This is a genomic window from Streptomyces sannanensis (assembly GCF_039536205.1).
GTDB lineage: Bacteria > Actinomycetota > Actinomycetes > Streptomycetales > Streptomycetaceae > Streptomyces > Streptomyces sannanensis.
The window spans coordinates 3,822,691-3,849,125 of sequence record NZ_BAAAYL010000001.1 but is presented as its reverse complement, the minus strand read 5'-3'; the positions used below and the strand labels follow the sequence as shown (position 1 = coordinate 3,849,125).

Genomic DNA, 26,435 nt, shown 5'->3' with positions numbered 1-26,435 from the left:
CTTGGCGTAACGCCCGTACCCTTCGCCCCGGGCAGAGCCCCGGTCGACGCCTACGCCAGCAGCCCACGCAGGGGGAACACCGACCGTCGCGTGGCGAGGACGGCCTGGTCGACGCGGTCCGCCGGGTCGTAACCCGCCTCCCACTCCCGCCACGACGCCTCGCGCCCATCCGTCATCCGCCCCGGACCCAGCTGCCGCGTCCGCGCGTACACCTCGTCCCGCCAGGACGCGGGAATCACCGACTCCGGCGCCACCGGCGCGTGTGCCGCGATCCCCACCAGATGCGTCCACGACCGCGGCACGACGTCCACCACCGCGTACCCGCCCCCGCCGAGCGCGACCCATCGCCCGCCCTCGACATACTCGTGCGCCAGCGAATGACACGCGTCCTGCACCATGCGCTGCGCGTCCAGCGACACCGCCAGATGCGCCAGCGGATCCTCGAAGTGGGTATCCGCCCCGTGCTGCGTCACCAGCACCTGCGGCCGGAAGTCCGCCAGCAGCTCCGGCACCACGGCGTGGAACGCCCGCAGCCACGCCGCGTCCCCCGTCCCGGGTGGAAGGGCCACATTCACCGCCGAACCCTCGGCCTCCTGGCCGCCCGTCTCCTCCGGCCATCCGGTGCCCGGGAACAGCATCCGCGGATGCTCGTGCAGCGACACCGTCAGCACCCGCGGATCGTCCCAGAACGCCGCCTGCACCCCGTCCCCGTGATGCACGTCCACGTCCACGTACGCGACCCGCTCGGCTCCCAGCTCCAGCAGCCGGGCGATGGCCAGCGCGGGGTCGTTGTAGATGCAGAACCCGGACGCCGCCCCCGGCATCGCATGGTGCAGCCCGCCCGCGAAGTTCACCGCGTGCGCCGCGTCCCCCCGCCACACGGCCTCCGCCGCCCCCACGGACTGCCCGGCGATCAGCGCCGACACCTCGTGCATGCCGGCGAAGGCGGGGTCGTCCATGGTCCCGAGCCCGTACGACCCGTCGGCCGACCCGGGATCCGCCGAGACGGCCCGTACCGCGGCCACATAGTCCGCGCGGTGCACCAGCCGCAGCGTCGACTCCCCCGCCGGCGGAGCCGCCACCACGTCCATGGCCCGGTCGAGACCGTACGCCCGTACCAGCCCCATGGTCAGGGCAAGCCTCACCGGATCCATCGGGTGACTCGGCCCGAAGTCATACCCCGTTACTGCTTCGTCCCACATCAACAGTGCGCGGCCGCTCATGCCCGCCACGGTAGCGGGCACTCGAGGCACCGACGCCGCCACGGGGTCCCGCTCGCCCTCCGCCGGCACATCCACGTACCAGCGGCTCCCGAGGAGCGTGACGGGCAGCAGGAGACCGACGACGGGCAGATACAACACCAGCAGCGACCGCCCGAAGTGCGCCCCCACCCATGCGAGCGATGCCCCGGCGATCCCGCCCAGGCTGTACGCGGCATGGAAACCGAGCATGATGCTGCGCCTGTACGCCCGCTGAAGGCCGACCCCGAGCATGTTCATCGACGCGTCCAACGCGCCCACGGCAAGTCCGAAGACGCCGAGGGAGACAGCGGCATGCCAGATGTCCCGCCCGGCCGCGACCCCGATCAGCGCCAGCAGCACGACCAGCTGAGACCACCTCGGCACCGCCCCTGGTCCAACCCGCTTCGCCGGCTTCTCAGTGGCCACACTGCCGACGCCGGCCAGGACGGGCACCGCCGCCAGGAAGGCGGGAAGCACACCGTCGGATATCCCGTAGCGGTCCTGGACCGCCGGTATCCGCGTCACGAGCAGCGCGAAGGCGATGCCCTGCGCACAGAAACTCAGCGCCAACGAGGCCCTGCCGTGCCGCAAGCGCGCGTCCGTCATGGCGGCAGAGCGTAGGACCCTGCCCTACCCATGCGTAGACCAATCACATGAGCAGTTCGGCCAGTTGTCCCATCGAGGTGAAGTAGCCGTTCGCCCTCGGGAGCCTGCCGGCCGGTGTCATCGCCGTGAAGCCGTACACATCCATCCCGGCCGCGCGGGCGGCCTCGACACCGAGCCTGCTGTCCTCCACGACCACGCATCGCTCGGGCGACACGCCCATGCGCTCGGCCGCGTACAGGAACAGGTCCGGCGCCGGCTTGCCACGCCCCACGTCCTGGGCGCTGAAGACGATGTCGTCACCGAACCAGCGGTCCAGCCCCGTCTTCCGGTGTCCGACCCGGATCCGCTCATGGCTGCCCGACGAGGCCACGCAGTACGGCACTTCGTCCGCGGCCAGCTTCTCCAGCACTTCGGTCACTCCCGGCACAGGTTCGAGTCCCCGCTCGAAGGCGGCGAAGACGCGCGCATGGAAAGCGTCGTCGAAGTCCGCGGGAAGCCGCTGTCCGGTGCGCTCCAGGACCAGCTCATGAATGCGATGCATGGCGGAGCCCATGTAGTCGCGTATCGAGTCCTCGTACGTGGTCGGATGCCCCAACTCGGTGAGACAGTCGGCCAGGATGGTGTTGGAGATCGGCTCGCTGTCGACGAGCACTCCGTCGTTGTCGAAGATGACGAGGTCATAGCGCATAACCCGACCTTAAAACGCAGAAAAGCCCCGGACCATATGGTCCGGGGCTTCCCTGGAATAATTGTTCGGCGGCGTCCTACTCTCCCACAGGGTCCCCCCTGCAGTACCATCGGCGCTGAAAGGCTTAGCTTCCGGGTTCGGAATGTAACCGGGCGTTTCCCTAACGCTATGACCACCGAAACACTATGAAGTTGAACTCCAGCCGGCAAGGCGAGTTCGTTACTTCAGAACAAACACAGTGGACGCGAGCAACTGAGGACAAGCCCTCGGCCTATTAGTACCAGTCAGCTCCACCCGTTGCCGGGCTTCCACATCTGGCCTATCAACCCAGTCGTCTACTGGGAGCCTTACCCTCTCAAGGAGGTGGGAATACTCATCTTGAAGCAGGCTTCCCGCTTAGATGCTTTCAGCGGTTATCCCTCCCGAACGTAGCCAACCAGCCATGCCCTTGGCAGGACAACTGGCACACCAGAGGTTCGTCCGTCCCGGTCCTCTCGTACTAGGGACAGCCCTTCTCAATATTCCTACGCGCACAGCGGATAGGGACCGAACTGTCTCACGACGTTCTAAACCCAGCTCGCGTACCGCTTTAATGGGCGAACAGCCCAACCCTTGGGACCGACTCCAGCCCCAGGATGCGACGAGCCGACATCGAGGTGCCAAACCATCCCGTCGATATGGACTCTTGGGGAAGATCAGCCTGTTATCCCCGGGGTACCTTTTATCCGTTGAGCGACGGCGCTTCCACAAGCCACCGCCGGATCACTAGTCCCGACTTTCGTCCCTGCTCGACCCGTCGGTCTCACAGTCAAGCTCCCTTGTGCACTTACACTCAACACCTGATTGCCAACCAGGCTGAGGGAACCTTTGGGCGCCTCCGTTACTCTTTAGGAGGCAACCGCCCCAGTTAAACTACCCATCAGACACTGTCCCTGATCCGGATCACGGACCGAGGTTAGACATCCAGCACGACCAGAGTGGTATTTCAACGGCGACTCCACAACCACTGGCGTGGCTGCTTCAAAGTCTCCCACCTATCCTACACAAGCCGAACCGAACACCAATATCAAACTGTAGTAAAGGTCCCGGGGTCTTTCCGTCCTGCTGCGCGAAACGAGCATCTTTACTCGTAGTGCAATTTCACCGGGCCTATGGTTGAGACAGTCGAGAAGTCGTTACGCCATTCGTGCAGGTCGGAACTTACCCGACAAGGAATTTCGCTACCTTAGGATGGTTATAGTTACCACCGCCGTTTACTGGCGCTTAAGTTCTCAGCTTCGCCCACCCGAAAGTGAGCTAACCGGTCCCCTTAACGTTCCAGCACCGGGCAGGCGTCAGTCCGTATACATCGCCTTACGGCTTCGCACGGACCTGTGTTTTTAGTAAACAGTCGCTTCTCGCTGGTCTCTGCGGCCACCCCCAGCTCAGGAAGCAAGTTCCTTCACCAGGCGTGGCCCCCCTTCTCCCGAAGTTACGGGGGCATTTTGCCGAGTTCCTTAACCATAGTTCACCCGAACGCCTCGGTATTCTCTACCTGACCACCTGAGTCGGTTTAGGGTACGGGCCGCCATGAAACTCGCTAGAGGCTTTTCTCGACAGCATAGGATCATCCACTTCACCACAATCGGCTCGGCATCAGGTCTCAGCCTTGTATGTGTGACGGATTTGCCTACCACACGGCCTACACCCTTACCCCGGGACAACCACCGCCCGGGCTGGACTACCTTCCTGCGTCACCCCATCGCTCACCTACTACCAGTCTGGGTCACCGGCTCCACCACTCCCCTCAACTCCGAAGAGATCAGGGCGGCTTCACGGGCTTAGCATCGCTGGGTTCAGCGCTGGCGCTTCAAAGCGGGTACCGGAATATCAACCGGTTGTCCATCGACTACGCCTGTCGGCCTCGCCTTAGGTCCCGACTTACCCTGGGCAGATCAGCTTGACCCAGGAACCCTTAGTCAATCGGCGCACACGTTTCTCACGTGTGTATCGCTACTCATGCCTGCATTCTCACTCGTGAACCGTCCACAACTCGCTTCCGCGGCTGCTTCACCCGGCACACGACGCTCCCCTACCCATCACAGCACCCGTTGGGGCTTTATGCTGCAATGACACGACTTCGGCGGTACGCTTGAGCCCCGCTACATTGTCGGCGCGGAATCACTTGACCAGTGAGCTATTACGCACTCTTTCAAGGGTGGCTGCTTCTAAGCCAACCTCCTGGTTGTCTCTGCGACTCCACATCCTTTCCCACTTAGCGTACGCTTAGGGGCCTTAGTCGATGCTCTGGGCTGTTTCCCTCTCGACCATGGAGCTTATCCCCCACAGTCTCACTGCCGTGCTCTCACTTACCGGCATTCGGAGTTTGGCTAAGGTCAGTAACCCGGTAGGGCCCATCGCCTATCCAGTGCTCTACCTCCGGCAAGAAACACACGACGCTGCACCTAAATGCATTTCGGGGAGAACCAGCTATCACGGAGTTTGATTGGCCTTTCACCCCTAACCACAGGTCATCCCCCAGGTTTTCAACCCTGGTGGGTTCGGTCCTCCACGAAGTCTTACCTCCGCTTCAACCTGCCCATGGCTAGATCACTCCGCTTCGGGTCTAGAGCGTGCAACTCGATCGCCCTGTTCGGACTCGCTTTCGCTACGGCTTCCCCACACGGGTTAACCTCGCTACACACCGCTAACTCGCAGGCTCATTCTTCAAAAGGCACGCAGTCACGAGGATCCGAAGATCCCGACGCTCCCACGGCTTGTAGGCACACGGTTTCAGGTACTATTTCACTCCGCTCCCGCGGTACTTTTCACCATTCCCTCACGGTACTATCCGCTATCGGTCACCAGGGAATATTTAGGCTTAACGGGTGGTCCCGCCAGATTCACACGGGATTTCTCGGGCCCCGTGCTACTTGGGTGGTTCTCAAGCGAGCCGTACAGATTTCAGCTACGGGGGTCTTACCCTCTACGCCGGACCTTTCGCATGTCCTTCGCCTATCCATACGGTTTCTGACTCGCCGACCGGCCGGCAGACCGGTCAAGAGAACTCCCACAACCCCGCATGCGCAACCCCTGCCGGGTCTCACACGCATACGGTTTGGCCTCATCCGGTTTCGCTCGCCACTACTCCCGGAATCACGGTTGTTTTCTCTTCCTGCGGGTACTGAGATGTTTCACTTCCCCGCGTTCCCTCCACACTGCCTATGTGTTCAGCAGCGGGTGACAGCCCATGACGACTGCCGGGTTTCCCCATTCGGACACCCCCGGATCAAAGCTCGGTTGACAGCTCCCCGGGGCCTATCGTGGCCTCCCACGTCCTTCATCGGTTCCTGGTGCCAAGGCATCCACCGTGCGCCCTTAAAAACTTGGCCACAGATGCTCGCGTCCACTGTGTAGTTCTCAAGCAACGACCAGCCACCCATCACCCCGCCAGCTGACTGACGAGTTCACTGGGGCCGGCGTCTGAAGGACGAGCATCGCTCGCTCCCTCAGGACCCAACAGCGTGCCCGACACGTCCGGTCTCAGATGCTGCGTTCCACGCCGAAGCAGTACTAGCAGTCCTCATCCCGATCGTGCCGAATAATCAACGTTCCACCCATGAGCAACCGTGCGAGACATTTGCTCGCAGTCGGCTATGTGCTCCTTAGAAAGGAGGTGATCCAGCCGCACCTTCCGGTACGGCTACCTTGTTACGACTTCGTCCCAATCGCTGGTCCCACCTTCGACAGCTCCCTCCCACAAGGGGTTGGGCCACCGGCTTCGGGTGTTACCGACTTTCGTGACGTGACGGGCGGTGTGTACAAGGCCCGGGAACGTATTCACCGCAGCAATGCTGATCTGCGATTACTAGCAACTCCGACTTCATGGGGTCGAGTTGCAGACCCCAATCCGAACTGAGACCGGCTTTTTGAGATTCGCTCCGCCTCGCGGCATCGCAGCTCATTGTACCGGCCATTGTAGCACGTGTGCAGCCCAAGACATAAGGGGCATGATGACTTGACGTCGTCCCCACCTTCCTCCGAGTTGACCCCGGCAGTCTCCTGTGAGTCCCCATCACCCCGAAGGGCATGCTGGCAACACAGAACAAGGGTTGCGCTCGTTGCGGGACTTAACCCAACATCTCACGACACGAGCTGACGACAGCCATGCACCACCTGTATACCGACCACAAGGGGGCGACCATCTCTGGCCGTTTCCGGTATATGTCAAGCCTTGGTAAGGTTCTTCGCGTTGCGTCGAATTAAGCCACATGCTCCGCTGCTTGTGCGGGCCCCCGTCAATTCCTTTGAGTTTTAGCCTTGCGGCCGTACTCCCCAGGCGGGGAACTTAATGCGTTAGCTGCGGCACCGACGACGTGGAATGTCGCCAACACCTAGTTCCCAACGTTTACGGCGTGGACTACCAGGGTATCTAATCCTGTTCGCTCCCCACGCTTTCGCTCCTCAGCGTCAGTAATGGCCCAGAGATCCGCCTTCGCCACCGGTGTTCCTCCTGATATCTGCGCATTTCACCGCTACACCAGGAATTCCGATCTCCCCTACCACACTCTAGCCTGCCCGTATCGAATGCAGACCCGGGGTTAAGCCCCGGGCTTTCACATCCGACGTGACAGGCCGCCTACGAGCTCTTTACGCCCAATAATTCCGGACAACGCTTGCGCCCTACGTATTACCGCGGCTGCTGGCACGTAGTTAGCCGGCGCTTCTTCTGCAGGTACCGTCACTTTCGCTTCTTCCCTGCTGAAAGAGGTTTACAACCCGAAGGCCGTCATCCCTCACGCGGCGTCGCTGCATCAGGCTTTCGCCCATTGTGCAATATTCCCCACTGCTGCCTCCCGTAGGAGTCTGGGCCGTGTCTCAGTCCCAGTGTGGCCGGTCGCCCTCTCAGGCCGGCTACCCGTCGTCGCCTTGGTAGGCCATTACCCCACCAACAAGCTGATAGGCCGCGGGCTCATCCTTCACCGCCGGAGCTTTCAACCCTCTCCCATGCGAGAGAGAGTGATATCCGGTATTAGACCCCGTTTCCAGGGCTTGTCCCAGAGTGAAGGGCAGATTGCCCACGTGTTACTCACCCGTTCGCCACTAATCCACCCCGAAGGGCTTCATCGTTCGACTTGCATGTGTTAAGCACGCCGCCAGCGTTCGTCCTGAGCCAGGATCAAACTCTCCGTGAATGTTTTCCCGTAATCGGGAGTGACACTCGCGTTGAGCGGAACAGTCGGAGGAATGATCCGACCGTTCACAGCGTCCTCGCTGTGTTTTCGCCTACCCACCACAAGGGCAAGTAGGACTTTTCAAAGGAACCTCGTCTCAAGAGAGACGGGGTATCAACTAATCTGGCGTTGATTTTTGGCACGCTGTTGAGTTCTCAAGGAACGGACGCTTCCTTCGTACTCACCCGCAGCGACATTCTCTGGGGCTTTCCTCCGGGCGCTTCCCTTCGGTGTTTCCAGCTTAGCAGATCCGATTTCCGTTTCCGCCACCCGCTGGAGCGGGCTGCCGTGAAGTTCTCCGCTTTCGCGTTTCCCTTTCCGGCGGTTCCGACTCTATCAGATCCTTTCGGCGTCTGATTCCCAGTCAGAGGGGGTTGCCTTCCCGACTTTTGGGCCGTTCCGACGAGTGAGACTTTAGCGGATTCCTGCTCCCCGAAGCCAATCGGGGCTGCGCTCTTCGAACGCGGATTCCTCATTTCGCAAAAGCGCACGGAAAACGAGACGACGGCATGCCGCTCGCTTGGTGTGGTTCTTACGGAATGGTTGCCCGGGGACCGACCTGAGTCGGCTCTCACGTCGGACAACTCGGAGAACACTACGGTTCCGGCAAACCTGTGTCAACTCGGGGCCGGGAGGGCTACCCTGGCCTGCATGACTACGCGTACGTGCACTCTTCAGTGGTGGGCCGCCTGACGGCGGCCGACAGACACGTATGCGCTCAACGGCCGCCGCCTCGGCGGCCGTTCGCGTATCTCCTCCCGGGGAGCCAGGGCCGCCCGGCGCGGCGGCTCCGACACGGAGGGACAAGGGAGAGATGACGCGGATCTTCAGCGGGGTCAAGCCGACCGGGCATCTGACACTGGGCAACTACCTGGGAGCCGTCCGCCGGTGGGCCGAGATCGACCAGCACGGGGCCGACGCGCTGTTCTGCGTGGTCGATCTGCATGCCCTGACCGTGGAACACGATCCGGCGCGGGTGCACAGACTGAGCAGGCAGGCCGCCTCCGTGCTGCTGGCCGCCGGCCTGGATCCGAAGCTGTGCACCGTATTCGTACAGAGCCATGTGGACGAGCACACTCGCCTCTCGTACCTGCTCGAGTGCACCGCCACGGACGGGGAAATGCGGCGGATGATTCAGTACAAGGAGAAGGCGGCTCAGGAACGGGCGCGGGGTGGGAGCGTACGGCTGTCACTGCTGACGTATCCGGTGCTGATGGCGGCCGACATCCTGGCGTACAGGACGGAAGAAGTGCCCGTGGGTGACGACCAGACGCAGCATGTCGAGCTGACGCGGGATCTGGCGGAACGGTTCAACCAGCGATACGGGCACACCTTCGTCGTACCGAGGGCGACGCATCCGCCGGTGGCGGCGCGAGTGATGGATCTGCAGTCGCCGCTTTCCAAGATGGGCAAGTCGCACACGGCCACGGGCGGGATCGTCTATCTGCTGGACGATGCCGATGTCGTGCGGAAGAAGATCATGCGCGCGGTGACCGACAGTGGTCAGGACGTGGAGTACGACCGGGAGCGCCGGCCCGGGGTGGCGAATCTGCTCGATGTGCTCGCTGCGTGCGAGGGCGGGGACCCGGAGGAGCTGGCCGGTGCGTACAGGTCGTACGGCGCTCTGAAGAAGGACACGGCGGAGGCGGTCGTGGAGTTGCTACGGCCCCTGCGTGAGCGGCATGCGGAACTGGTGGCCGATCCGGGATATGTGGACGAGGTGCTGAGGGCAGGGGCCGAACGGGCCAGGAAGCTCGCGCGGCCGGTGGTGGACCGGGCCTATCGGGCGGTGGGGCTGCTGCCGCCCGTCGGCTGACGGAAAGCGGCGCGGTAGTCGCGCCGTCCGGGGACGGCAACGGCGGACGAGCTGACGCGGGTGACGGCGGTGTCATTGCACGGTGGACACTTCGCGCGGGTGGTGACGAGGGGCGAGCTGATCGCCGCGGGTCTCACTCGCGTAGGGCGGGATTTCCCGCGTCCCCGGCCGCCGCACCCCCCGACACATGGAGCGCGTCGGGGGGGCGGCGGTCGCTTGTGGCTCAGCCGTTGCCGGAGGCGAGTTCGCGGCTGCGGTCGCGGGCCGCTTCGAGTGCGGCGATCAAGGCGGCCCGTACACCGTGGTTCTCCAGCTCGCGGATGGCGCTGATGGTCGTACCGGCGGGGGAGGTGACGGCCTCGCGGAGCTTGACCGGGTGCTCGCCGCTGTCGCGGAGCATGACCGCGGCGCCGATGGCGGCCTGCACGATCAGGTCGTGCGCCTGGGCGCGAGGCAGACCGAGCAGGATTCCGGCATCGGTCATGGCCTCGACGAGGTAGTAGAAGTACGCCGGTCCCGATCCGGAGAGCGCGGTGGCCGCGTCCTGCTGGGACTCGGGGACACGGAGGGTCTTGCCGACGCCTCCGAAGATCTCCTCGGCGTGGGTCAGGTCGGCCGCCGTGGCGTGGCTGCCGGCCGAGATGACGGACATGCCCTCGTCGACGAGTACGGGGGTGTTCGGCATGACCCGGACGACGGGCACATCGGGGGCGAGACGCTCCTCGATGAAGGCGGTGGGGATGCCGGCGGCCGCGCTGATGACGAGGCGCTCGGAGGTGACATGGGGGGTGAGCTCGTCGAGGAGTTTGCCCATGTCCTGCGGCTTGACGGTCAGGATGAGGGTGTCGGCCCGCTTGGCGGCCTCGGCGTTGGTGACGACCTCGACGCCGTAGCGGGTGCGCAGCTCTTCCGCGCGATCGGCGCGACGGGCGGTGACCAGCAGGTGGGCGGAGGGCCAGCCGGCCCGGATCATGCCGCTGAGCAGGGCCTCGCCGATCTTTCCGGTGCCAAGGACTGCGACGGTCTGGGTCATGCGGGTCACCTCGCCGGTGGGGGTGCGTATGTACGTACCCTCCACATCCTCGCACTGGGGGCGCGGGCACGTGGCAGGTGTCCGAGGGGCGGTACGGGGGTGGGTTCAGGCGGTGCGGCGGCGGAGGGTCGCGGCGCCGAGGGCGAGAACGAGGACGGCGCAGCCGGCGACGACCAGGGCGTCGCGGACGAAGGCGGCGGTGACGTCCGTGTGCCGGAGGACCTGGTTCATGCCGTCGACGGCGTACGACATGGGCAGCACGTCGGAGACGGCCTCCAGGGCCGGCTGCATCCTGTCGCGCGGGGTGAACAGGCCGCACAGAAGCAGCTGCGGGAAGATCACCGCGGGCATGAACTGCACCGCCTGGAACTCGGATGCCGCGAAAGCGGAGACGAAGAGGCCCAGGGCCGTGCCGAGCAGGGCGTCCAGCAGAGCGACGAGCAGCAGTAGCCAGGGCGAGCCGGTGACGTCGAGGCCGAGGCCCCAGATGGAGAGCGCGGTGGCGAGGGCCGACTGGACGATGGCGAGGCCGCCGAAGGCCAGGGCGTAGCCGGCGATCAGATCGGCCTTGCCCAGGGGCATGGCGAGCAGCCGCTCCAGGGTGCCGTTGGTGCGTTCACGCAGGGTGGCTATCGAGGTCACCAGGAACATCGTGATCAGCGGGAAGATGCCGAGCAGCGAGGCGCCGATGGCGTCGAAGGTCTGAGGGCTGCCGTCGAACACGTACCGCAGCAGGAAGATCATCACGCAGGGGACGAGGAGCATCAGCACGATCGTGCGCGGGTCGTGGCGCAGCTGGCGCAGGACGCGGGCGGCGGTCGCGAGCGTACGGGAGAGGTTCATCGCGCGAGCTCCTCGGGGGCTTGGTGCTGCTGTACGGCAGGTCGTCCGGCGGCCTCGTCGACCAGTTGGAGGAAGGCCTCTTCGACGGTGGCGCAGCCGGTGCGGGCGCGAAGGGCGTCCGGGGTGTCCTCCGCGAGGATCTCGCCCTCGCGCATGAGGAGCAGGCTGTGGCAGCGCTCGGCCTCGTCCATGACGTGGGAGGAGACCAGGAGGGTCGTGCGCCGCTGCTCGGCGATGGTGTGGAAGAGGGCCCACAGATCGCGGCGGAGCACGGGATCCAGGCCCACGGTCGGCTCGTCGAGGACGAGGAGTTCCGGCGTGCCGAGCAGGGCGACGGCGAGGGAGACGCGGCTGCGCTGGCCGCCGGAGAGGTTTCCGGCGAGGGCGCCGGTGTGGGTGGCGAGGTCGACGTCGGCGATGGCCTGGGTGACGGCTTCGCGACGGCGGGAGGCGGAGGCGCGGCCGGGGTCGAGGACGGCGGCGAAGTAGTCGAGGTTCTGGCGGACCGTCAGATCGTCGTAGACCGAGGGGGCCTGGGTGACGTATCCGATGCGGGGGCGGAGGGACGCTTCGCCCGCGGGGTGGCCGAGGACCTCCAGGGTGCCGCTGACCTTGGCCTGGGTGCCGACGACGGATCGCATGAGGGTCGTTTTGCCGCACCCGGAGGGGCCGAGCAGGCCGGTGATCCGGCCGCGCGGCACGTCGAAGTCGAGTCCGCGCAGGACGGTGCGCGTGCCGCGCACGACGGTGAGGCCGCGGGCCCTGATGGCGGCCCCGTCTGTCGCCGTTGACTCGGGAGCGTAATTCATCATGCGATGAATAATGCGGCAGGGGCAGCCACCGGTCAAGGCCCGCTGCGGCGCCCTCGGGATGCGCGACGGGGAAAGCGGGGCAGGGGATACGGAACTCGGGGCTCGGGACTCGGGGGCAAGTCGGGGACAGATCAGGGTCATCCCCCATGGCGGCGGCACTTGGCACGGGAGGACCGTGGCTGTATGACGCGGAACGGCGAAATCTCCAAGGCCGAGCGGCGGCACCTCGCCGTCGCGTCGGCGACTCTCGGACCGTGGCGGGCCGCCGCCGTGGTGGGCGCCCTGGGCGGCGGTGTCTCACTGCTCATCGGCACGATCAGCGGCGGGCTCGGGCGGGGCGAGGCGGCCGGCGCGGTGTCCGTCGCACTGATGCTGTTCTTCCTGGTCGGCGGTGCGGGCGCGGTGCTCCCCGGGCTCGGCCGGCAGGACCGTGAGGACCGGCGGATACGGCGATGGGCGGCGGCCCACCCCTGGCGGGTGGCGGCGGTGCCGGCCGCACTGATGGTCGTCTCGGATGTGCTGATACGTCAGGCGCTGACGACCGGAGGCTTCTTCAGCGGCCTGTGGGACGGGCTGTGGCGGGGTGCGGTGGTCGCGGGTGTCGTCGGGCTCGTCGGGAGGATGGGCCGCGGCGTCGGCACCGCCGAAGGGCACTGAGGGCGGGAGTCGGCCGACGGCCCGCAGGCACGCCATGCCTGCCGGGCCGCCTCCGCGAGCCGACAGGCAAGGAGGAGCGTTACGGGCGGCCCGGCTTTCGCACCACCGTGAGGTCCACGGCGTAGGCCTCCTCGACAATCCCGTCGGGGAAGATGCGCAGGAGGCGGGTGCGTTCGTGGGCCAGGAATGCGGCGGCCACGTTCGGGCCGACCATCCTGAAGACGGAGTGACTGCCGAGATTGGCGATGTGCGAGTCGAGCGGGACACGCCGGCTCCAGCGCAGGCAGCGATAGACCGGTTCGAGGGCCGGGTCCAGGTCACGGAGGATCTCCGGCGCCTTCCGGGTAACGCTGTAGGGGTGCCGGTTCCCCCCGACGCCGTTGAAGCTGCGGGCGAGCCGCGCATCCTGCTCGGCCGCCCAGGCGACGTCCGGGTCCGACACGTTCCACCACAGGGCGAGGGTCCCGCCCGGCCGCAGGACCCGGATGGCCTCGGGAACGGAACGCTTCGGGTCGGTCCAGTGCCAGGCCTGGGCGTAGGTGATGAAATCGACGGAGGAATCGGCAAGTGGCAGGGCATCACCGGTCCCGAGCACGAGAGGTACGTCGGGGAGGGCGCTGCGCAGCCGGGCGGCCATGCCCGGGCCCGGCTCGACGGCGATGACGTGGGCGCCTCGGTCACGCAGAAGGGCGGTGGCTATGCCGGTACCGGCGCCGACGTCGACCACGTCGGCGCCCTTGAGGGGGCTGCCGGCGATGTCCTCGACGGCACCGAAGAGCGCGGGCGGATAACCGGGGCGGGCGGCGGCGTACTGGGCGGCGACCTGGTCGAAGGAGAGCGCGCGAGTCGTCTGCGTCATGCGCTCATCGTGGGCCTCGGATCACTTCTTCCGCTTGGGCTTCGGCTTCTTTCGGACAGCCGGGTTGCCGGCGCGGGTGCCGCGGCGGCGCTCGTACTGGGCGAGGGCCGTCTCGTACTCGGTGCGGAGCAGCCGCTCACCGGGGGCCTCGGCAAGCGAGCGGAAGAAGTAGGCCACGAGCGCGCCGATGAAACCGATCGCCTTGAGGCTGCGCAGCTGCGCCTCGCGCGCGGGGTCGGCCGGGCGGCGCGAGAAGCCGTCCCAGGTGCGCTGGAAGGCTATGGCACTGCAGATCGCGAACATCACAACCACGAGGAGGTTGACGAAACCGCCGACCTGGGCGGTGACCAGGCCCTCGTAGGCGAACCGCAGGACGAAGCACCCGGCCGCAGCGGCGAGCAGCGACCCCACGGCGACGCCGACGCGCCGCAGCCCGTACCCGTCGTCGTGGCCGACCCAGGTCGTCCCGAAGAACCGAAGGGACTCGGGCTGCGGTCCGGCGGGCGTCGGCGGGGTGCTGTCGTTCTCGCTCACGAGGTCGATTATCCCCGGGCGGTCAGGAGCAACGAGTGGCGACGTATCCGTCGCTGCCTGTGTACACGTAGGCATCAGATACGAACGTGTCGTTCACGATGTTGTCCCAGAGGTTCGACGTGCCGTAAGGGCCCGTTACTGTCTCGCCGGGGACCTGGCAGTTGATCGGCACGCGAACCCCAGACGAGAGGACGTCCACGATCCGGTACTGAGTCCCAGGTCCGCTGCGCACGTTCAGATTGACGTCGGGCGAGCCACTGGGTAGTACTTCGCATATGTCTCTGCCTGCGCCTCGGTGGCCGTGGCCGCCGTGACGGCGCCGGCTGCGAGTCCGGCGCCCATGGCGAGCGCGCGCCTTCTGTCCATGGTCACGCTGTCCGCCTTCAGCCCCCACAGCGGACAGCCACGTAGCCGTCGCTGCCAGTTTTCACGTACGCGTCAGACACGAACTGGCCGTTCGCGATGTTGTCCCACAGATTCGTCGTGCCGTACGGGCCGGTCACCGTCGTGCCAGGGCACTGGCAGTTGACCGGGACGCTTCCCCCCTCCGGAAGAACCTTGACGATCCGGTACTGGGTGCCAGGCCCACTACGGACGTTCAGACGCACACCCGGGGCAACTGGGTAGTACTTCGCGATTGAATCCGCAGCGGCCAACTGCTCGACGGTGGCCTCGGTGTTCTCACCAGTCATGTGGCCCTCCCCCCTTGAGGTTCACTCTTGCATTCCGCAGGCTAGCAAGCCCCAGCGGTATCGCACGCATCATCGACTACTCTCCATGTATCGCGCTTGCGGACGAACACACGGGGGTGGGCGATGCCGCCGCTGCGCAGCGACGGGTTCAGCCCGAAGGCGGAACATCCGGAATACGCAGGGCAGTACCGTCTCGGAGCTCGCCTTGGCACGGGTGGCATGGGGGTCGTCCATCTGGCCACCTCCGTCTCCGGCATGCGTCTCGCCATCAAGGTCGTCCATGCGGAGCACGCCAGGGATCCTGAGTTCCGAGCACGGTTCCGGCAGGAGGTGTCGGCCGCTCGCAAGGTCAGCGGCGCCTTCACCGCGCCGGTCGTGGACGCCGACCCGGACGCGGAACGGCCTTGGATGGCCACGCGGTTCATCCCCGGCCCCACCTTGGCCGAGCAGGTGAAGCAGAACGGCCCCATGGATGCTGTGCAGGTTCGCAGGCTCGGCGCGGGCCTCGCCGAGGCGCTGCGCGACATCCACCGCGCCGGTGTTGTGCACCGCGACCTCAAGCCCAGCAATGTGCTGCTCGCCGCCGACGGTCCCAAGGTCATCGACTTTGGAATCTCCCGGCCCGCGGACAGCGATCTTCGTACGGAGACGGGCAAGCTGATCGGCACACCGCCCTTCATGGCTCCCGAGCAGTTCCAGCGGCCCCGTGAAGTGGGGCCGGCTGCCGATGTATTCGCCATGGGTGCCGTGATGGTGCATGCGGCGACCGGGAGCGGCCCCTTCGATTCGGACAGTCCCTATCTGGTCGCCTATCAGGTCGTACACGACGAGCCGGAACTGACAGGCGTGCCCGAGGATCTCGAACCGCTGATCCGCCGCTGCCTCGCCAAGGACCCGGCAGAACGGCCCTCCCCTGATGACCTGATGGTCTCCTTGCGTTCCGCCGCCTATGGGACCGAGGCATTCATACGAACGCAGCAGTTCCCGAGTCCACTCAAGAACCCCACGGACGCTTCGGCGTCTCCCGCGCCAACTGAAACCACGCTTCCGAAGCGCAGCGGGCGCCACCGCTGGGCTGTGGCGGCCGCCGTGGCGCTGACGCTGGCAGCGAGTGGACTGGCCTTCTTGGCTGTGCCCTCGAACAACAACATCCAGGACGCCAAGCCTCGGCCGCCTGTGGCTGCTCAGGTGGCGTTCCACCCCTGGTCCGTGCCCCTGACCAGCATGGAAAAGAGTCCTACCCCCTACTGTTCCTCCGCGTACAACGCCCTCTACTGCACAGTGGGCGAAATCAAGGCCGTGCGACTGAACCTGGACAGCGGTGAGGCAGCCTGGTCGGAACGGTCCACTGCGACTGACCGAGACATGCCCCCCGTGCCGGCAGGCGGACTACTGCTGATCCCGCCTCAGCCGGGAAGTGACCAGATCGAGGCCCTCGACCCCAGCTCAGGCGGCTTGCGCTGGAGCGCAAAGGCAGACGCGTTCTCCACGCTCCACCCCGCTGGGGACTCAGTCCTGGTGGCGAGGCCGGACGGCGTCGTCACATCACTCGACAGCACCACGGGAACGCGCCGTTGGGCGCGGCAGCTCGGCAGCAGCGGCACCGAGCTGCTATCCGCCGACGATGGACCGTTCTATCTGACCACCGTCGCGAAAGACAGCGCGACCACTTCGGTCAAGGCCATCAGTCCGGACAACGGCAACGTGCTGTGGACACGACGCGTGCCGGGCATTCTCACGCCAGTCGGCACCGCCGATGGCGCCCTGTTCCTGCTGTCCCTGGACAGCGTGACCGACGCTGACGCAGTCGTCCGGCTCGACATCGCGACGCGGTCGATCCGCCGTATCCGCCTCGATGCCCCCATATCCCAGGCGCAGGGCGCAGTTGACGGCGACACTGTCTATGTCTTCGGGGCCGGCGGATCTCTTCTGGCCGTCGATACCGAGGCGGGGACGCAACCATGGCGGCTGGAGACGTCCGCAGCGAGGGCATCGCAACCCGTCGTCGCCAACGGGCACGTCTACCTCACCGCCGCCGACGGCAGGCTCCTGGCCGTCGACGCGGCCAAGGGCCGCCTCCTCGGGCAGACCAAGCCCCGGATGGCTGACGGGAAGTACACCTTCATACCGGCCCTCCCCGCGCCCGTCGCCGTCGGGGGGAAGGTGTTCGCCTCCGCCCCCGACGGGTCCGTCTTCGCCGTGGACGCCGCGGATCCCGCGCGCTGGTGACATGAGTGCGCGTCAGCCGCAGTGCTCCCACGGGCTGGTGTACGTGAAGGTGCTGACGCCCGCCTCGATCATGCCGCCCCACCTCACGCATGTGTTGCCGGCGTACAGGCGCACCGGGCCGGCGTACGACGAGTAGACGCTCTGGTCCTTCGCCTGCCCCTTGCCGTCGTTCGCGACGTCCAGCCAGGCGCCGGTGGTGAGGGGCATGCCGCCGGTCGCGGAGCTGTGCAGTGTGACGACGCAGTTGTAGCCGTTGCCCGTGTTGTAGAGGAGGTAGATGCGGGCGAACTCGACGCTGCCGTTGGTGAACACGTGCGAGTCGATCTGCGAGTAGCCGGTGCCGCACAGGCCCGACGGGGTCACCGCGTGGGCCGGCGTGATGGTCAGGGCGGCGAGGCCGGCAACGGATGCCGCGACGACGGCCAGGCGCTGTCCGAGTCTGCGTAACATGATCTCCCTCGTTCATGGCAGGACATGAGCCCGAGGAAGCGTAGTGCAGTCATACCGTTACGAGGAGTCGGTGCCCGGCCAACCCCGGGCGCCCACACGGCGGGAGCTCGGACCGCTCAGCCCAGCTTGGAGACGTCCCTGACCGCACCCTTGTCCGCGCTGGTCGCCATCGCCGCGTACGCGCGCAGCGCGGCCGAGACCTTGCGCTCGCGGTTCTTCGGGGCGCAGACGCCACCGAGGGCCTCGCGGCGGGCGGCCAGCTCCTCGTCGGGGACGAGGAGGTCGATCGAGCGGTTCGGGATGTCGATACGGATCCGGTCGCCGTCCTGGACGAGCGCGATCACGCCGCCCGACGCCGCCTCGGGCGAGGCGTGGCCGATGGAGAGGCCGGACGTGCCGCCGGAGAAGCGGCCGTCGGTGATCAGGGCGCAGGCCTTGCCCAGGCCTCGGCCCTTGAGGAAGGACGTCGGGTAGAGCATCTCCTGCATGCCCGGGCCGCCCTTGGGGCCCTCGTAGCGGATGACGACGACGTCACCCTCCTTGACGACCTTGCCGAGGATCTTGTCGACGGCCTCCTCCTGCGACTCGCAGACGACGGCCGGGCCCTCGAAGGTCCAGATCGACTCGTCGACGCCGGCCGTCTTCACGACGCAGCCGTCGACAGCGATGTTGCCCTTGAGGACCGCCAGACCGCCGTCCTTGGAGTAGGCGTGCTCGACGGAGCGGATGCAGCCGTTCTCGGCATCGAGGTCGAGGGAGTCCCAGCGCTCGGACTGTGAGAAGGCGGTCGCGGAGCGCTTGCAGCCGGGGGCGGCGTGCCAGAGCTCGACGGCCTCCTCGGAGGGGGAGCCGCCGCGGACGTCCCAGGTCTTGAGCCATTCGGCGAGGGACACGGAGTGGACGGTGTGGACGTCCTCGTTGAGCAGGCCGCCGCGGTGGAGCTCGCCGAGGATCGCGGGGATGCCGCCGGCGCGGTGCACGTCCTCCATGTAGTACGTGCCGGTGGGGGCGACGTTCGGGGCGACCTTGGCCAGGCAGGGAACGCGGCGCGAGACGGCGTCGATGTCCTTGAGGTCGTAGTCCAGCCCGGCTTCCTGGGCGGCGGCGAGCAGGTGGAGGATCGTGTTGGTGGAGCCGCCCATGGCGATGTCGAGGGCCATGGCGTTCTCGAAGGCCTTGCGGGTGGCGATGTTGCGCGGCAGGACGGACTCGTCGCCGTCCTCGTAGTAGCGCTTGGTGATCTCGACGACCGTACGGCCGGCGTTCTCGTACAGGGCCTTGCGCGCCGTGTGGGTGGCGAGGACCGAGCCGTTGCCGGGCAGGGCCAGGCCGATGGCCTCGGCGAGGCAGTTCATCGAGTTGGCGGTGAACATGCCGGAACACGAACCGCAGGTCGGGCAGGCGTTCTCCTCGATGCGGAGGACGTCCTCGTCCGAGACCTTGTCGTCGACCGAGTCCACGATGGCGTTGATCAGGTCGAGCTTGCGGACCGTACCGTCCACCAGCGTCGCCTGGCCGGCCTCCATCGGGCCGCCGGAGACGAAGATCGCCGGGATGTTGAGGCGCATCGCGGCCATCAGCATGCCGGGGGTGATCTTGTCGCAGTTGGAGATGCAGATCAGGGCATCGGCGCAGTGCGCCTCGACCATGTACTCCACCGAGTCGGCGATCAGGTCGCGCGAGGGCAGCGAGTAGAGCATGCCGCCGTGGCCCATCGCGATGCCGTCGTCGACCGCGATGGTGTTGAACTCGCGCGGCACCGCACCCGCCGCGCGGATCGCGTCGGAGACGATACGGCCGACCGGCGCCAGGTGGGTGTGGCCGGGCACGAACTCGGTGAAGGAGTTGGCGACGGCGATGATCGGCTTGCCGATGTCCTCGCTCGCTACGCCCGACGCCCGCATAAGGGCGCGGGCGCCCGCCATGTTGCGGCCGTGGGTGACAGTGCGGGACCTCAGCTCGGGCATCGTCGCTCGCTCCTTCAGACAGATGTGGCTTCTACGAGCCTACGCCCCGTCTCCAGGACCGGGACGATTTGTCCACACTGCGGGACACCCGACTCAGTTCCCGGTCAGGTAGCGCTGAAGCGTCGGAGCCACCACTGCCACGATCTCCTCCGGATCCGCCGAGGCCAGCGGCTCCATCCGCAGGACGTACCGCAGCAGGGCGATGCCGATCATGTGCGAGGCGGCCAACTCGGCCCGGAACTTCGGATCCGGTACGTCGAGATCCGTCGCCACGCGCTCCAGCACCCGGCGCAGCACGAAGCCGCGCAGCACCGTCGCCGCCGTCTCGTGCGTCACCGCCGACCGCACGACCGCCAGCAGCGGAGCCCGCGTCACCGGGTTCTCCCACACCCCGAGGAAGTGGCGGGCCAGCCGTTCCCCGATGCCCTCCGGTCCCTGCCCCAGTACAGCCGGGACGATCATGGCCGGCTCGAAGGACACCTCGACGGCGGCCGCGAAGACCTCGTCCTTCGTACCGAAGTAGTGATGAACCAGCGCCGGGTCCACGCCCGCGGCCTTCGCGATGCCACGCACCGACGTCTTGTCGTATCCACGCTCGGCGAATTCCGTACGGGCCGCCTCCAGGATCCGTTCCCGGGCGCCCGGGCCCGACTCCGCGTCCTTGCGGGACGGACGGCCCCTGCGTCTCGGCTCGGCCGTCATGACAACCGGACCGAGGACGCCAGGTGCAAACGGGTGAACGCCAGCGCCTCCGCAAGATCGGCCTCGCGTTCGGCGGCGGACATGGCGCGCCGTGTATTGACCTCGATGACCACATGGCCGTCGAAGCCGGAGACCGCGAGCCGCTCCAGCAGCTCGGCGCAGGGCTGCTCGCCGCGGCCCGGCACCAGGTGCTCGTCCTTGGCCGATCCCTTGCCGTCGGCGAGATGGACGTGGGCCAGCCTGTTGCCCATCCGGTCGACCATGGCCAGGGTGTCCGTACGGGCCGTGGCGGCGTGCGAGAGGTCGACCGTGAAGTGCCGGTAGTCCTCCTTGGTGACGTCCCAGCCCGGCGCGTAGGCGAGCAGCTCGCGGTCGCGGTAGCGCCAGGGGTACATGTTCTCGACGGCGAAGCGGACATCGGTCTCGTCCGCCATGCGCCAGATCCCGGTGACGAAGTCCCGGGCGTACTGCCGCTGCCAGCGGAAGGGGGGATGCACGACGACCGTCGTCGCCCCCAGCTTCTCGGCCGCCGCCCGCGCCCGCTGGAGCTTGGTCCACGGGTCCGTGGACCACACCCTCTGGGTGACCAGCAGACAGGGCGCGTGCACGGCGAGGATCGGCACCCCGTGGTCGTCGGAGAGCCGCCGCAGCGCCTCGATGTCCTGGCTCACCGGGTCCGTCCAGACCATGACCTCGACACCGTCGTAGCCCAGGCGCGCGGCGACCTCGAAGGCCGTAGCCGTGGACTCCGGATAGACGGAGGCCGTCGACAGGGCGACCTTCGCATCCGGGATGCGCACCACAGGTTCTGCCACGAAGGACAGCGTAAAGGCCCTCCCTACTCGGTGGGCAGGTGGTCAAGACGCCGCAGGATCACACCCTCGCGCAGCGCCCAGGGGCAGATCTCCAGCTCGTCCACCCCGAACAGGTCCATCGCACCCTCCGCGACCAGGGCTCCCGCCAGCAGCTGGGACGCTCGGCCCTCCGAGACGCCGGGGAGCCGGCTGCGCTGGTCGACGGTCATGGCGGCGAGCTTGGGGACCCATTCCTCCAGTGACGTGCGTCCCAGGGTGCGCTCCACGTAGAGGCCCTCGGCGGACCGGGCGGCGCCCGCGATCCTGGCGAGCTGCTTGAAGGTCTTGGAGGTCGCCACGACGTGGTCGGGGCTGCCGAGACGGCTGAATTCACCGACCCTGCCGGCGATCTGCGCGCGGACATGGCGGCGCAGCGCCTTGACGTCCGCCGGGTCGGGCGGGTCGCCGGGCAGCCAGCCGGTGGTGAGGCGTCCGGCGCCGAGCGGCAGCGACGCGGCGGCGTCGGGTTCCTCGTCGAGGCCGTAGGCGATCTCCAGCGAGCCGCCACCGATGTCCAGCAGCAGCAGCTTCCCGGAGGACCAGCCGAACCAGCGGCGGGCGGCGAGGAAGGTCAGGCGGGCCTCCTCGGTGCCGGAGAGCACGGTCAGATCGACGCCCGTCTCATGCCTGACCCTGGCCAGCACGTCGTCGGCGTTGGTCGCCTCACGCACGGCGGAGGTGGCGAACGGCAGCACGTCCTCGACGCCCTTGTCCTCGGCCGCCTCCATGGCGTCCTTGATCGTGGCGATGAGCCGGTCGACTCCGTGGTGGCCGATCGCTCCGCTCTCGTCCAGGAGCTCCGCCAGGCGCAGCTCGGCCTTGTGCGAGTGCGCGGGCAGCGGGCGGGCGCCGGGGTGCGCGTCCACCACCAGCAGATGAACCGTGTTCGATCCCACGTCGAGGACTCCGAGTCTCATAGACGGAACGCTACTGCGCACCCACGCATACGCTTGACTTTGTGCCAAAGACGAAAAAGGCGAAGCCGGACAAAGCCGAGAAGACCGCGAAGCAGCTCAAGAAGGACGAGAAGGGGCTCGATTTCGCTCGCGCCTGGGTCGAGTTCCCCGACCCGGCCGACGACGAGCAGGTCTTCCGCTGTGATCTGACCTGGCTCACCTCACGCTGGAACTGCATTTTCGGCAGCGGCTGCCAGGGCATCCAGGCCGGCCGCGCCGACGACGGCTGCTGCACGCTGGGCGCCCACTTCTCCGACGAGGACGACGAGAAGCGGGTGGCCGGCCATGTGGCGCGGCTCACCCCCGAGATCTGGCAGTTCCACGACGTCGGCACGGAGAGCGGCTGGGTGCAACTCGACGAGGACGGCGAGCGCCAGACCCGGCGCTGGAAGGGCTCCTGCATCTTCCAGAACCGGCCCGGCTTCAAGGGCGGGGCAGGCTGCTCGCTGCACATCCTGGCGCTGCGGGAGGAACGCGAGCCGCTGGAGACCAAGCCGGACGTCTGCTGGCAGCTTCCGATACGACGGACATTCGACTGGATCGACCGGCCCGACGACACACGGGTGCTCCGGATCTCCATCGGCGAGTACGACCGGCGGGGCTGGGGCCCGGGCGGCCACGACCTGCACTGGTGGTGCACCAATGCGACCTCGGCGCACGGCGCGGGCGAGCCGGTGTACGTGTCGTACCGGGCGGAACTGACGGAGCTGATGGGCAAGGAGGCGTACGACCGTCTCGTGGAGCTCTGCGAAGCCCGCCTCGCGGCCGGGCTGCCCCTGGTCGCCCCGCACCCCGCGGACCCGGTCGACTAGTGCCGCGACCGGCAACCTTTGCCCGTCAAGGAGCGGCGTCCGGTGCGTGCGATCGCACGGCGGCTGAAGACCCTTGTAGCAGCGCTACTCGGGTTTTCGGCCAACGCAGCGAGCGTGCGCGCCCGGGGGCACCCTGGGGGTAGCTGGGGGAGGTAGCTGAGGGAGCGTCGCGACGGGGCAAACGTTGCCGGGAGGGGCACCAGGGGGTGAGGCGGCTCATTCGCCGGAGGGCGACGGGCTCTCCGAGACGGTCGGCGCGGGGGACGCGGAATCCGTGGGCGACGGCGTGGGCTCCGACGGGGACGGCGTGGGCGGCGTGGGCGTCGGCTCCGTGGGCGACGGGGGCGGCATGGACGTCGACGGCTCCGGTGTCGGCTCCGCCGGGACCGCGCCCTGGCCGGTGATCCGGACGATCACGCCGGACGGATCCAGGCCGATACGGGCCTCCCAGAGGCCCGGCGGCTCGTAGGCGTGGTCCACGGTGACGTACACCGTGACGGACTCGCCGGGGGCGAGCGTCCCCGAGGACTCGCTCAGCCGGAGCCAGGGAGCATCGGTCCAGGCCGACCAGGTCACGGGTGTGCTGCCCGCCGCGGTCAGCGTGAGGGCCGTCGTGCCGTCGCCGGACCGGGCGGTGACAGTGAGCGTGCCGGGGGCCGCTTCCCCCGGCCGGTCCGGTGGCACGGCTCCAGGGCTGAGGACCTCCACCGAGATGCCGGGCGCGCGGCTGCCGGCGGTGTACCGGGGGACGGGCCCGTTGCGGGTGTTCCCGGAGTTCTCGTAGCGGCTGTAGGCGTGCTCGCCGGACATGCCGGCGGATCCGTCCGCCTCGCTCGCGGTCACCGAGGAGGTGTCGCGGCCCTCGCCGGTGAGCGGGGCGCCGCGGTAGGCCGCCCACAGGGCCAGGACGGGCGCGGCGACGACGGTGGCCACGACGGTCGTGGTGACGGCCCGTGCGCGCATCCGGTCGCGGCGGGCCGCGTGGTCCTTGGGGTCCATGGGGAAGCCGGTGCGGTCGAAGCGCGGGGCCGCCGCGCGGGCCCGTGGAACGTGCAGCATCGCGACATGGACGGCGGCGCGCGGCGCCTCCAGGAGCGGAAGAGCCTCGGGCATCACGGCCGAGCCGGGCCACGGCCCGGACGCGCCGACGCGCTCGGCGGTGCGGCGGCAGCGCGGGCAGTCGTCGACGTGCCGGACGAGTTCGCGGCGGAGGGTGGCGGAGAGCAGCACCTGGTGGTCGTCGGTGAGGCGGGCGATGGTCGGGCAGTCGCCGTCCTCCACGACGGCAAGGGCGGCGCGGGTCCGTTCCACCTCGCAAGCGGCGGCGGCGAGCAGTTCGCGGGCAGCGGCTGGGGCGCGGCCGAGGACGGCTGCGACCTCGCGGGTGCCGAGCTGGTGGCGTACGGCGAGTTCAAGGGCTTCGCGCTGCTCCGGGGTGGTGCCGGCCGCCTCGGGCCAGGCAAGCCGGGCGAGTTCGGCGCGACGGCGTTCGGCGGCCTCCTCGGAGACCGGTGGCGCGGAGGACGGGGCGTGCGCAGCGCGTGCCGGAAGGGCGACGTACGCCCCCGGGCGCCGGCGCTTGCGCTCGGCGAGCCGGCGCAGACAGGACCAGCGCGCGAGCGCGTACAGCCAGGCCTTGCGCCCCGCCTCGCCGTCCGGGCAGCGGCCGTACTGCCGCTCGGAGATCGCCAGCACGTCGCCGAGCACGGCGGTCGCCTCGTCGTAGTCGCACAGTACGGAGAGGCAGTAGGTGAACAGTCCGTCGAGGTACGCCTCGTAACGCAGTGGCGGGCGCTGGGCCAGGGTGCGTGGCCCACGGCGCTGCGCCCGGTGTGCGCCGGTGGTGTGCGTGGGGGGCTCCAGCCTGCTGCTCGTCACGCGGCGACCGTAGGCGCAGGATGCACCACTCTTCGTACCGGTTGGGCCCTTTTACTCCTTCCGGGTGAATGTATCGCTCGAAAGGGGACAGGAACGGTCCCGTCCGCGGGCCCACCGAGTGCCCGGGAGGGGCTTGCCGGAGAGGCGCTGTCAGAGGGGCCCTATACGGTGACGTCATGGCTGCCCGTACATCCCGATCCTCCGCGAAGGACCGTCCGTCCTACCGCTGTACCGAATGCGGCTGGACGACCGCCAAATGGCTCGGCCGCTGCCCCGAATGCCAGGCCTGGGGGACGGTCGAGGAGTACGGCGCGCCCGCGGTCCGTACGACGGCGGCGGGCCGGGTGACCGCGGCCGCCCTTCCCATCGGCCAGGTCGACGGGCGACAGGCCACCGCCCGCTCCACCGGCGTCGACGAGCTGGACCGGGTCCTCGGCGGCGGACTGGTGCCCGGCGCCGTGGTGCTCATCGCGGGCGAGCCGGGCGTCGGCAAGTCCACGCTGCTCCTCGATGTCGCCGCCAAGGCGTCCAGTGACGAGCACCGCACCCTGTATGTCACGGGCGAGGAGTCCGCGAGCCAGGTCCGGCTGCGCGCGGACCGGATCAACGCGCTCAGCGACCACCTCTATCTCGCCGCCGAGACCGACCTCTCCGCGGTCCTCGGCCATCTCGACGCGGTCAAGCCGTCGCTGCTGATCCTGGACTCCGTGCAGACGGTGGCCTCCCCCGAGATCGACGGGGCGCCGGGCGGGATGGCCCAGGTCCGTGAGGTGGCCGGAGCCCTGATCCGGGCCTCCAAGGAGCGTGGCATGGCCACCCTGCTGGTGGGCCACGTCACCAAGGACGGCGCGATCGCCGGCCCCCGGCTGCTGGAGCATCTGGTCGACGTGGTGCTGCACTTCGAGGGCGACCGGCACGCCAGGCTCCGGCTGGTCCGGGGCGTCAAGAACCGGTTCGGAGCGACCGACGAGGTCGGCTGCTTCGAGCTGCACGACGAGGGCATCACGGGACTCGCCGATCCCTCCGGGCTGTTCCTCACCCGCCGTGCCGAGGCGGTCCCCGGCACCTGCCTGACCGTCACCCTGGAGGGCCGGCGCCCGCTGGTGGCCGAGGTGCAGGCGCTCACCGTCGACTCGCAGATCCCCTCGCCCCGGCGCACCACCTCCGGCCTGGAGACCTCCCGGGTCTCGATGATGCTCGCCGTGCTGGAACAGCGTGGCCGGATCAGCGCGCTCGGCAAGCGCGACATCTACAGCGCGACGGTCGGCGGGGTGAAGCTCTCCGAGCCCGCCGCGGACCTCGCGATCGCCCTCGCCCTCGCCAGCGCGGCGAGCGACACCCCGCTGCCGAAGAACCTGGTCGCGATCGGCGAGGTCGGCCTCGCGGGCGAGGTCAGACGGGTGACGGGGGTCCAGCGCAGACTCGCGGAGGCGCACCGGCTCGGCTTCACCCATGCCCTGGTTCCCTCCGATCCGGGGAAGATCCCGCCCGGTATGAAGGTCACCGAAGTCGCGGACATGGGGGACGCCCTGCGGGTGCTTCCGCGCCGGTCTCGCGGACAGGCCCCCCAGGGGGAGGACGCGCGCCGGTAGA

The 26,435-nt window shown here is 67.8% G+C and carries 19 protein-coding genes, 3 rRNA genes and 2 pseudogenes; 5 read left to right on the top strand and 19 right to left on the bottom strand.

Annotated features, from left to right (window positions below):
* Positions 1–50: 50 nt before the first annotated feature.
* The 6 genes and pseudogenes from ABD858_RS18170 to ABD858_RS18150 form a co-directional block, all read right to left on the bottom strand.
* On the bottom strand, positions 51–1,223 hold the full coding sequence (locus ABD858_RS18170; RefSeq protein ID WP_345044664.1) for an acetoin utilization protein AcuC: 1,173 nt from the start codon (positions 1,221–1,223) through the stop codon (positions 51–53).
* A gap of 60 nt (positions 1,224–1,283) precedes the next feature.
* Positions 1,284–1,847: pseudogene (locus ABD858_RS36840) on the bottom strand (MFS transporter); the annotation flags it as partial.
* 43 nt (positions 1,848–1,890) lie between these two features.
* Positions 1,891–2,535 (bottom strand): HAD family hydrolase, encoded by a 645-nt coding sequence (locus tag ABD858_RS18165; RefSeq protein ID WP_345038749.1) that lies wholly within the window; start codon positions 2,533–2,535, stop codon positions 1,891–1,893.
* Positions 2,536–2,598: 63 nt separating this feature from the next.
* Positions 2,599–2,715 (bottom strand): 5S ribosomal RNA (rrf, locus tag ABD858_RS18160).
* Positions 2,716–2,789: 74 nt separating this feature from the next.
* Positions 2,790–5,906: ribosomal RNA gene (locus ABD858_RS18155) — 23S ribosomal RNA — on the bottom strand.
* Between the two features lie 277 nt (positions 5,907–6,183).
* A 16S ribosomal RNA gene (locus ABD858_RS18150) occupies positions 6,184–7,709 on the bottom strand.
* The 16S, 23S and 5S rRNA genes sit together here, the layout of an rRNA operon.
* An 853-nt stretch (positions 7,710–8,562) precedes the next feature.
* Between ABD858_RS18150 and trpS the strand changes: the two genes are divergently transcribed.
* Positions 8,563–9,564 carry a tryptophan--tRNA ligase gene (gene trpS / locus ABD858_RS18145; protein WP_345038747.1) on the top strand — a complete coding sequence of 334 codons (1,002 nt, stop codon included), beginning with the start codon at positions 8,563–8,565 and terminating at the stop codon, positions 9,562–9,564.
* Between the two features lie 223 nt (positions 9,565–9,787).
* Here trpS and proC read toward each other — a convergent pair whose 3' ends face one another.
* The 3 genes from proC to ABD858_RS18130 form a co-directional block, all read right to left on the bottom strand.
* Positions 9,788–10,597, bottom strand: a complete 810-nt coding sequence (gene proC, locus ABD858_RS18140) for a pyrroline-5-carboxylate reductase (protein WP_345038745.1) — start codon at positions 10,595–10,597, stop codon at positions 9,788–9,790.
* Positions 10,598–10,702: 105 nt separating this feature from the next.
* A complete protein-coding gene (locus ABD858_RS18135; RefSeq protein WP_345038743.1) occupies positions 10,703–11,440 on the bottom strand; it encodes an ABC transporter permease in 738 nt (245 codons plus the stop codon).
* Positions 11,437–12,252 carry an ABC transporter ATP-binding protein gene (locus ABD858_RS18130; protein ID WP_345038741.1) on the bottom strand — a complete coding sequence of 272 codons (816 nt, stop codon included), beginning with the start codon at positions 12,250–12,252 and terminating at the stop codon, positions 11,437–11,439. Before ABD858_RS18130 ends, ABD858_RS18135 begins: the two co-directional genes overlap by 4 nt.
* Before the next feature lie 183 nt (positions 12,253–12,435).
* On the opposite strand from ABD858_RS18130, the gene ABD858_RS18125 reads away from it, so the two are divergent.
* Positions 12,436–12,909: a hypothetical protein gene (locus ABD858_RS18125; protein WP_345038739.1), complete on the top strand. Its 474-nt coding sequence runs from the start codon at positions 12,436–12,438 to the stop codon at positions 12,907–12,909.
* A gap of 79 nt (positions 12,910–12,988) precedes the next feature.
* Here ABD858_RS18125 and ABD858_RS18120 read toward each other — a convergent pair whose 3' ends face one another.
* From ABD858_RS18120 to ABD858_RS18105, 4 genes and pseudogenes are all read right to left on the bottom strand, one after another.
* Positions 12,989–13,768: a class I SAM-dependent methyltransferase gene (locus ABD858_RS18120; RefSeq protein ID WP_345038737.1), complete on the bottom strand. Its 780-nt coding sequence runs from the start codon at positions 13,766–13,768 to the stop codon at positions 12,989–12,991.
* A 21-nt stretch (positions 13,769–13,789) separates the two neighbouring features.
* Complete coding sequence (locus tag ABD858_RS18115; RefSeq protein WP_345038735.1) at positions 13,790–14,302, bottom strand: hypothetical protein; 513 nt, start codon at positions 14,300–14,302, stop codon at positions 13,790–13,792.
* A 22-nt stretch (positions 14,303–14,324) separates the two neighbouring features.
* Positions 14,325–14,644: pseudogene (locus ABD858_RS18110) on the bottom strand (hypothetical protein).
* A 41-nt stretch (positions 14,645–14,685) separates the two neighbouring features.
* Positions 14,686–14,994, bottom strand: a complete 309-nt coding sequence (locus ABD858_RS18105; protein WP_345038733.1) for a hypothetical protein — start codon at positions 14,992–14,994, stop codon at positions 14,686–14,688.
* A 123-nt stretch (positions 14,995–15,117) separates the two neighbouring features.
* Here ABD858_RS18105 and ABD858_RS18100 point away from each other — a divergent pair, with 123 nt between their 5' ends.
* Positions 15,118–17,223, top strand: a complete 2,106-nt coding sequence (locus ABD858_RS18100) for a protein kinase domain-containing protein (protein ID WP_345044661.1) — start codon at positions 15,118–15,120, stop codon at positions 17,221–17,223.
* Positions 17,224–17,235: 12 nt separating this feature from the next.
* On the opposite strand, the gene ABD858_RS18095 is transcribed toward ABD858_RS18100, so the two are convergent.
* The 5 genes from ABD858_RS18095 to ABD858_RS18075 all read right to left on the bottom strand — a co-directional run bounded on the left by ABD858_RS18095 (position 17,236) and on the right by ABD858_RS18075 (position 22,113).
* A complete protein-coding gene (locus ABD858_RS18095; RefSeq protein ID WP_345038731.1) occupies positions 17,236–17,673 on the bottom strand; it encodes an acetyltransferase in 438 nt (145 codons plus the stop codon).
* A gap of 116 nt (positions 17,674–17,789) precedes the next feature.
* On the bottom strand, positions 17,790–19,640 hold the full coding sequence (gene ilvD / locus ABD858_RS18090) for a dihydroxy-acid dehydratase (RefSeq protein ID WP_345038728.1): 1,851 nt from the start codon (positions 19,638–19,640) through the stop codon (positions 17,790–17,792).
* Positions 19,641–19,733: 93 nt separating this feature from the next.
* Entirely contained in the window at positions 19,734–20,342 is a 609-nt protein-coding gene (locus ABD858_RS18085) for a TetR/AcrR family transcriptional regulator (protein ID WP_345038726.1), read from the bottom strand.
* Entirely contained in the window at positions 20,339–21,157 is an 819-nt protein-coding gene (locus ABD858_RS18080) for a sugar phosphate isomerase/epimerase family protein (protein WP_345038724.1), read from the bottom strand. The genes ABD858_RS18085 and ABD858_RS18080 overlap by 4 nt, the downstream gene beginning before the upstream one ends.
* Before the next feature lie 23 nt (positions 21,158–21,180).
* On the bottom strand, positions 21,181–22,113 hold the full coding sequence (locus ABD858_RS18075) for a Ppx/GppA family phosphatase (protein WP_345038722.1): 933 nt from the start codon (positions 22,111–22,113) through the stop codon (positions 21,181–21,183).
* 41 nt (positions 22,114–22,154) lie between these two features.
* Between ABD858_RS18075 and ABD858_RS18070 the strand changes: the two genes are divergently transcribed.
* Positions 22,155–22,964: a DUF3109 family protein gene (locus tag ABD858_RS18070; protein WP_345038719.1), complete on the top strand. Its 810-nt coding sequence runs from the start codon at positions 22,155–22,157 to the stop codon at positions 22,962–22,964.
* 216 nt (positions 22,965–23,180) lie between these two features.
* Here the strand turns inward: ABD858_RS18070 and ABD858_RS18065 are convergent, their stop codons facing one another.
* Positions 23,181–24,842, bottom strand: a complete 1,662-nt coding sequence (locus ABD858_RS18065; RefSeq protein WP_345038717.1) for a BACON domain-containing protein — start codon at positions 24,840–24,842, stop codon at positions 23,181–23,183.
* 176 nt (positions 24,843–25,018) lie between these two features.
* Here ABD858_RS18065 and radA point away from each other — a divergent pair, with 176 nt between their 5' ends.
* Positions 25,019–26,434, top strand: a complete 1,416-nt coding sequence (radA, locus tag ABD858_RS18060; RefSeq protein WP_345038715.1) for a DNA repair protein RadA — start codon at positions 25,019–25,021, stop codon at positions 26,432–26,434.
* Position 26,435 lies beyond the last annotated feature (1 nt).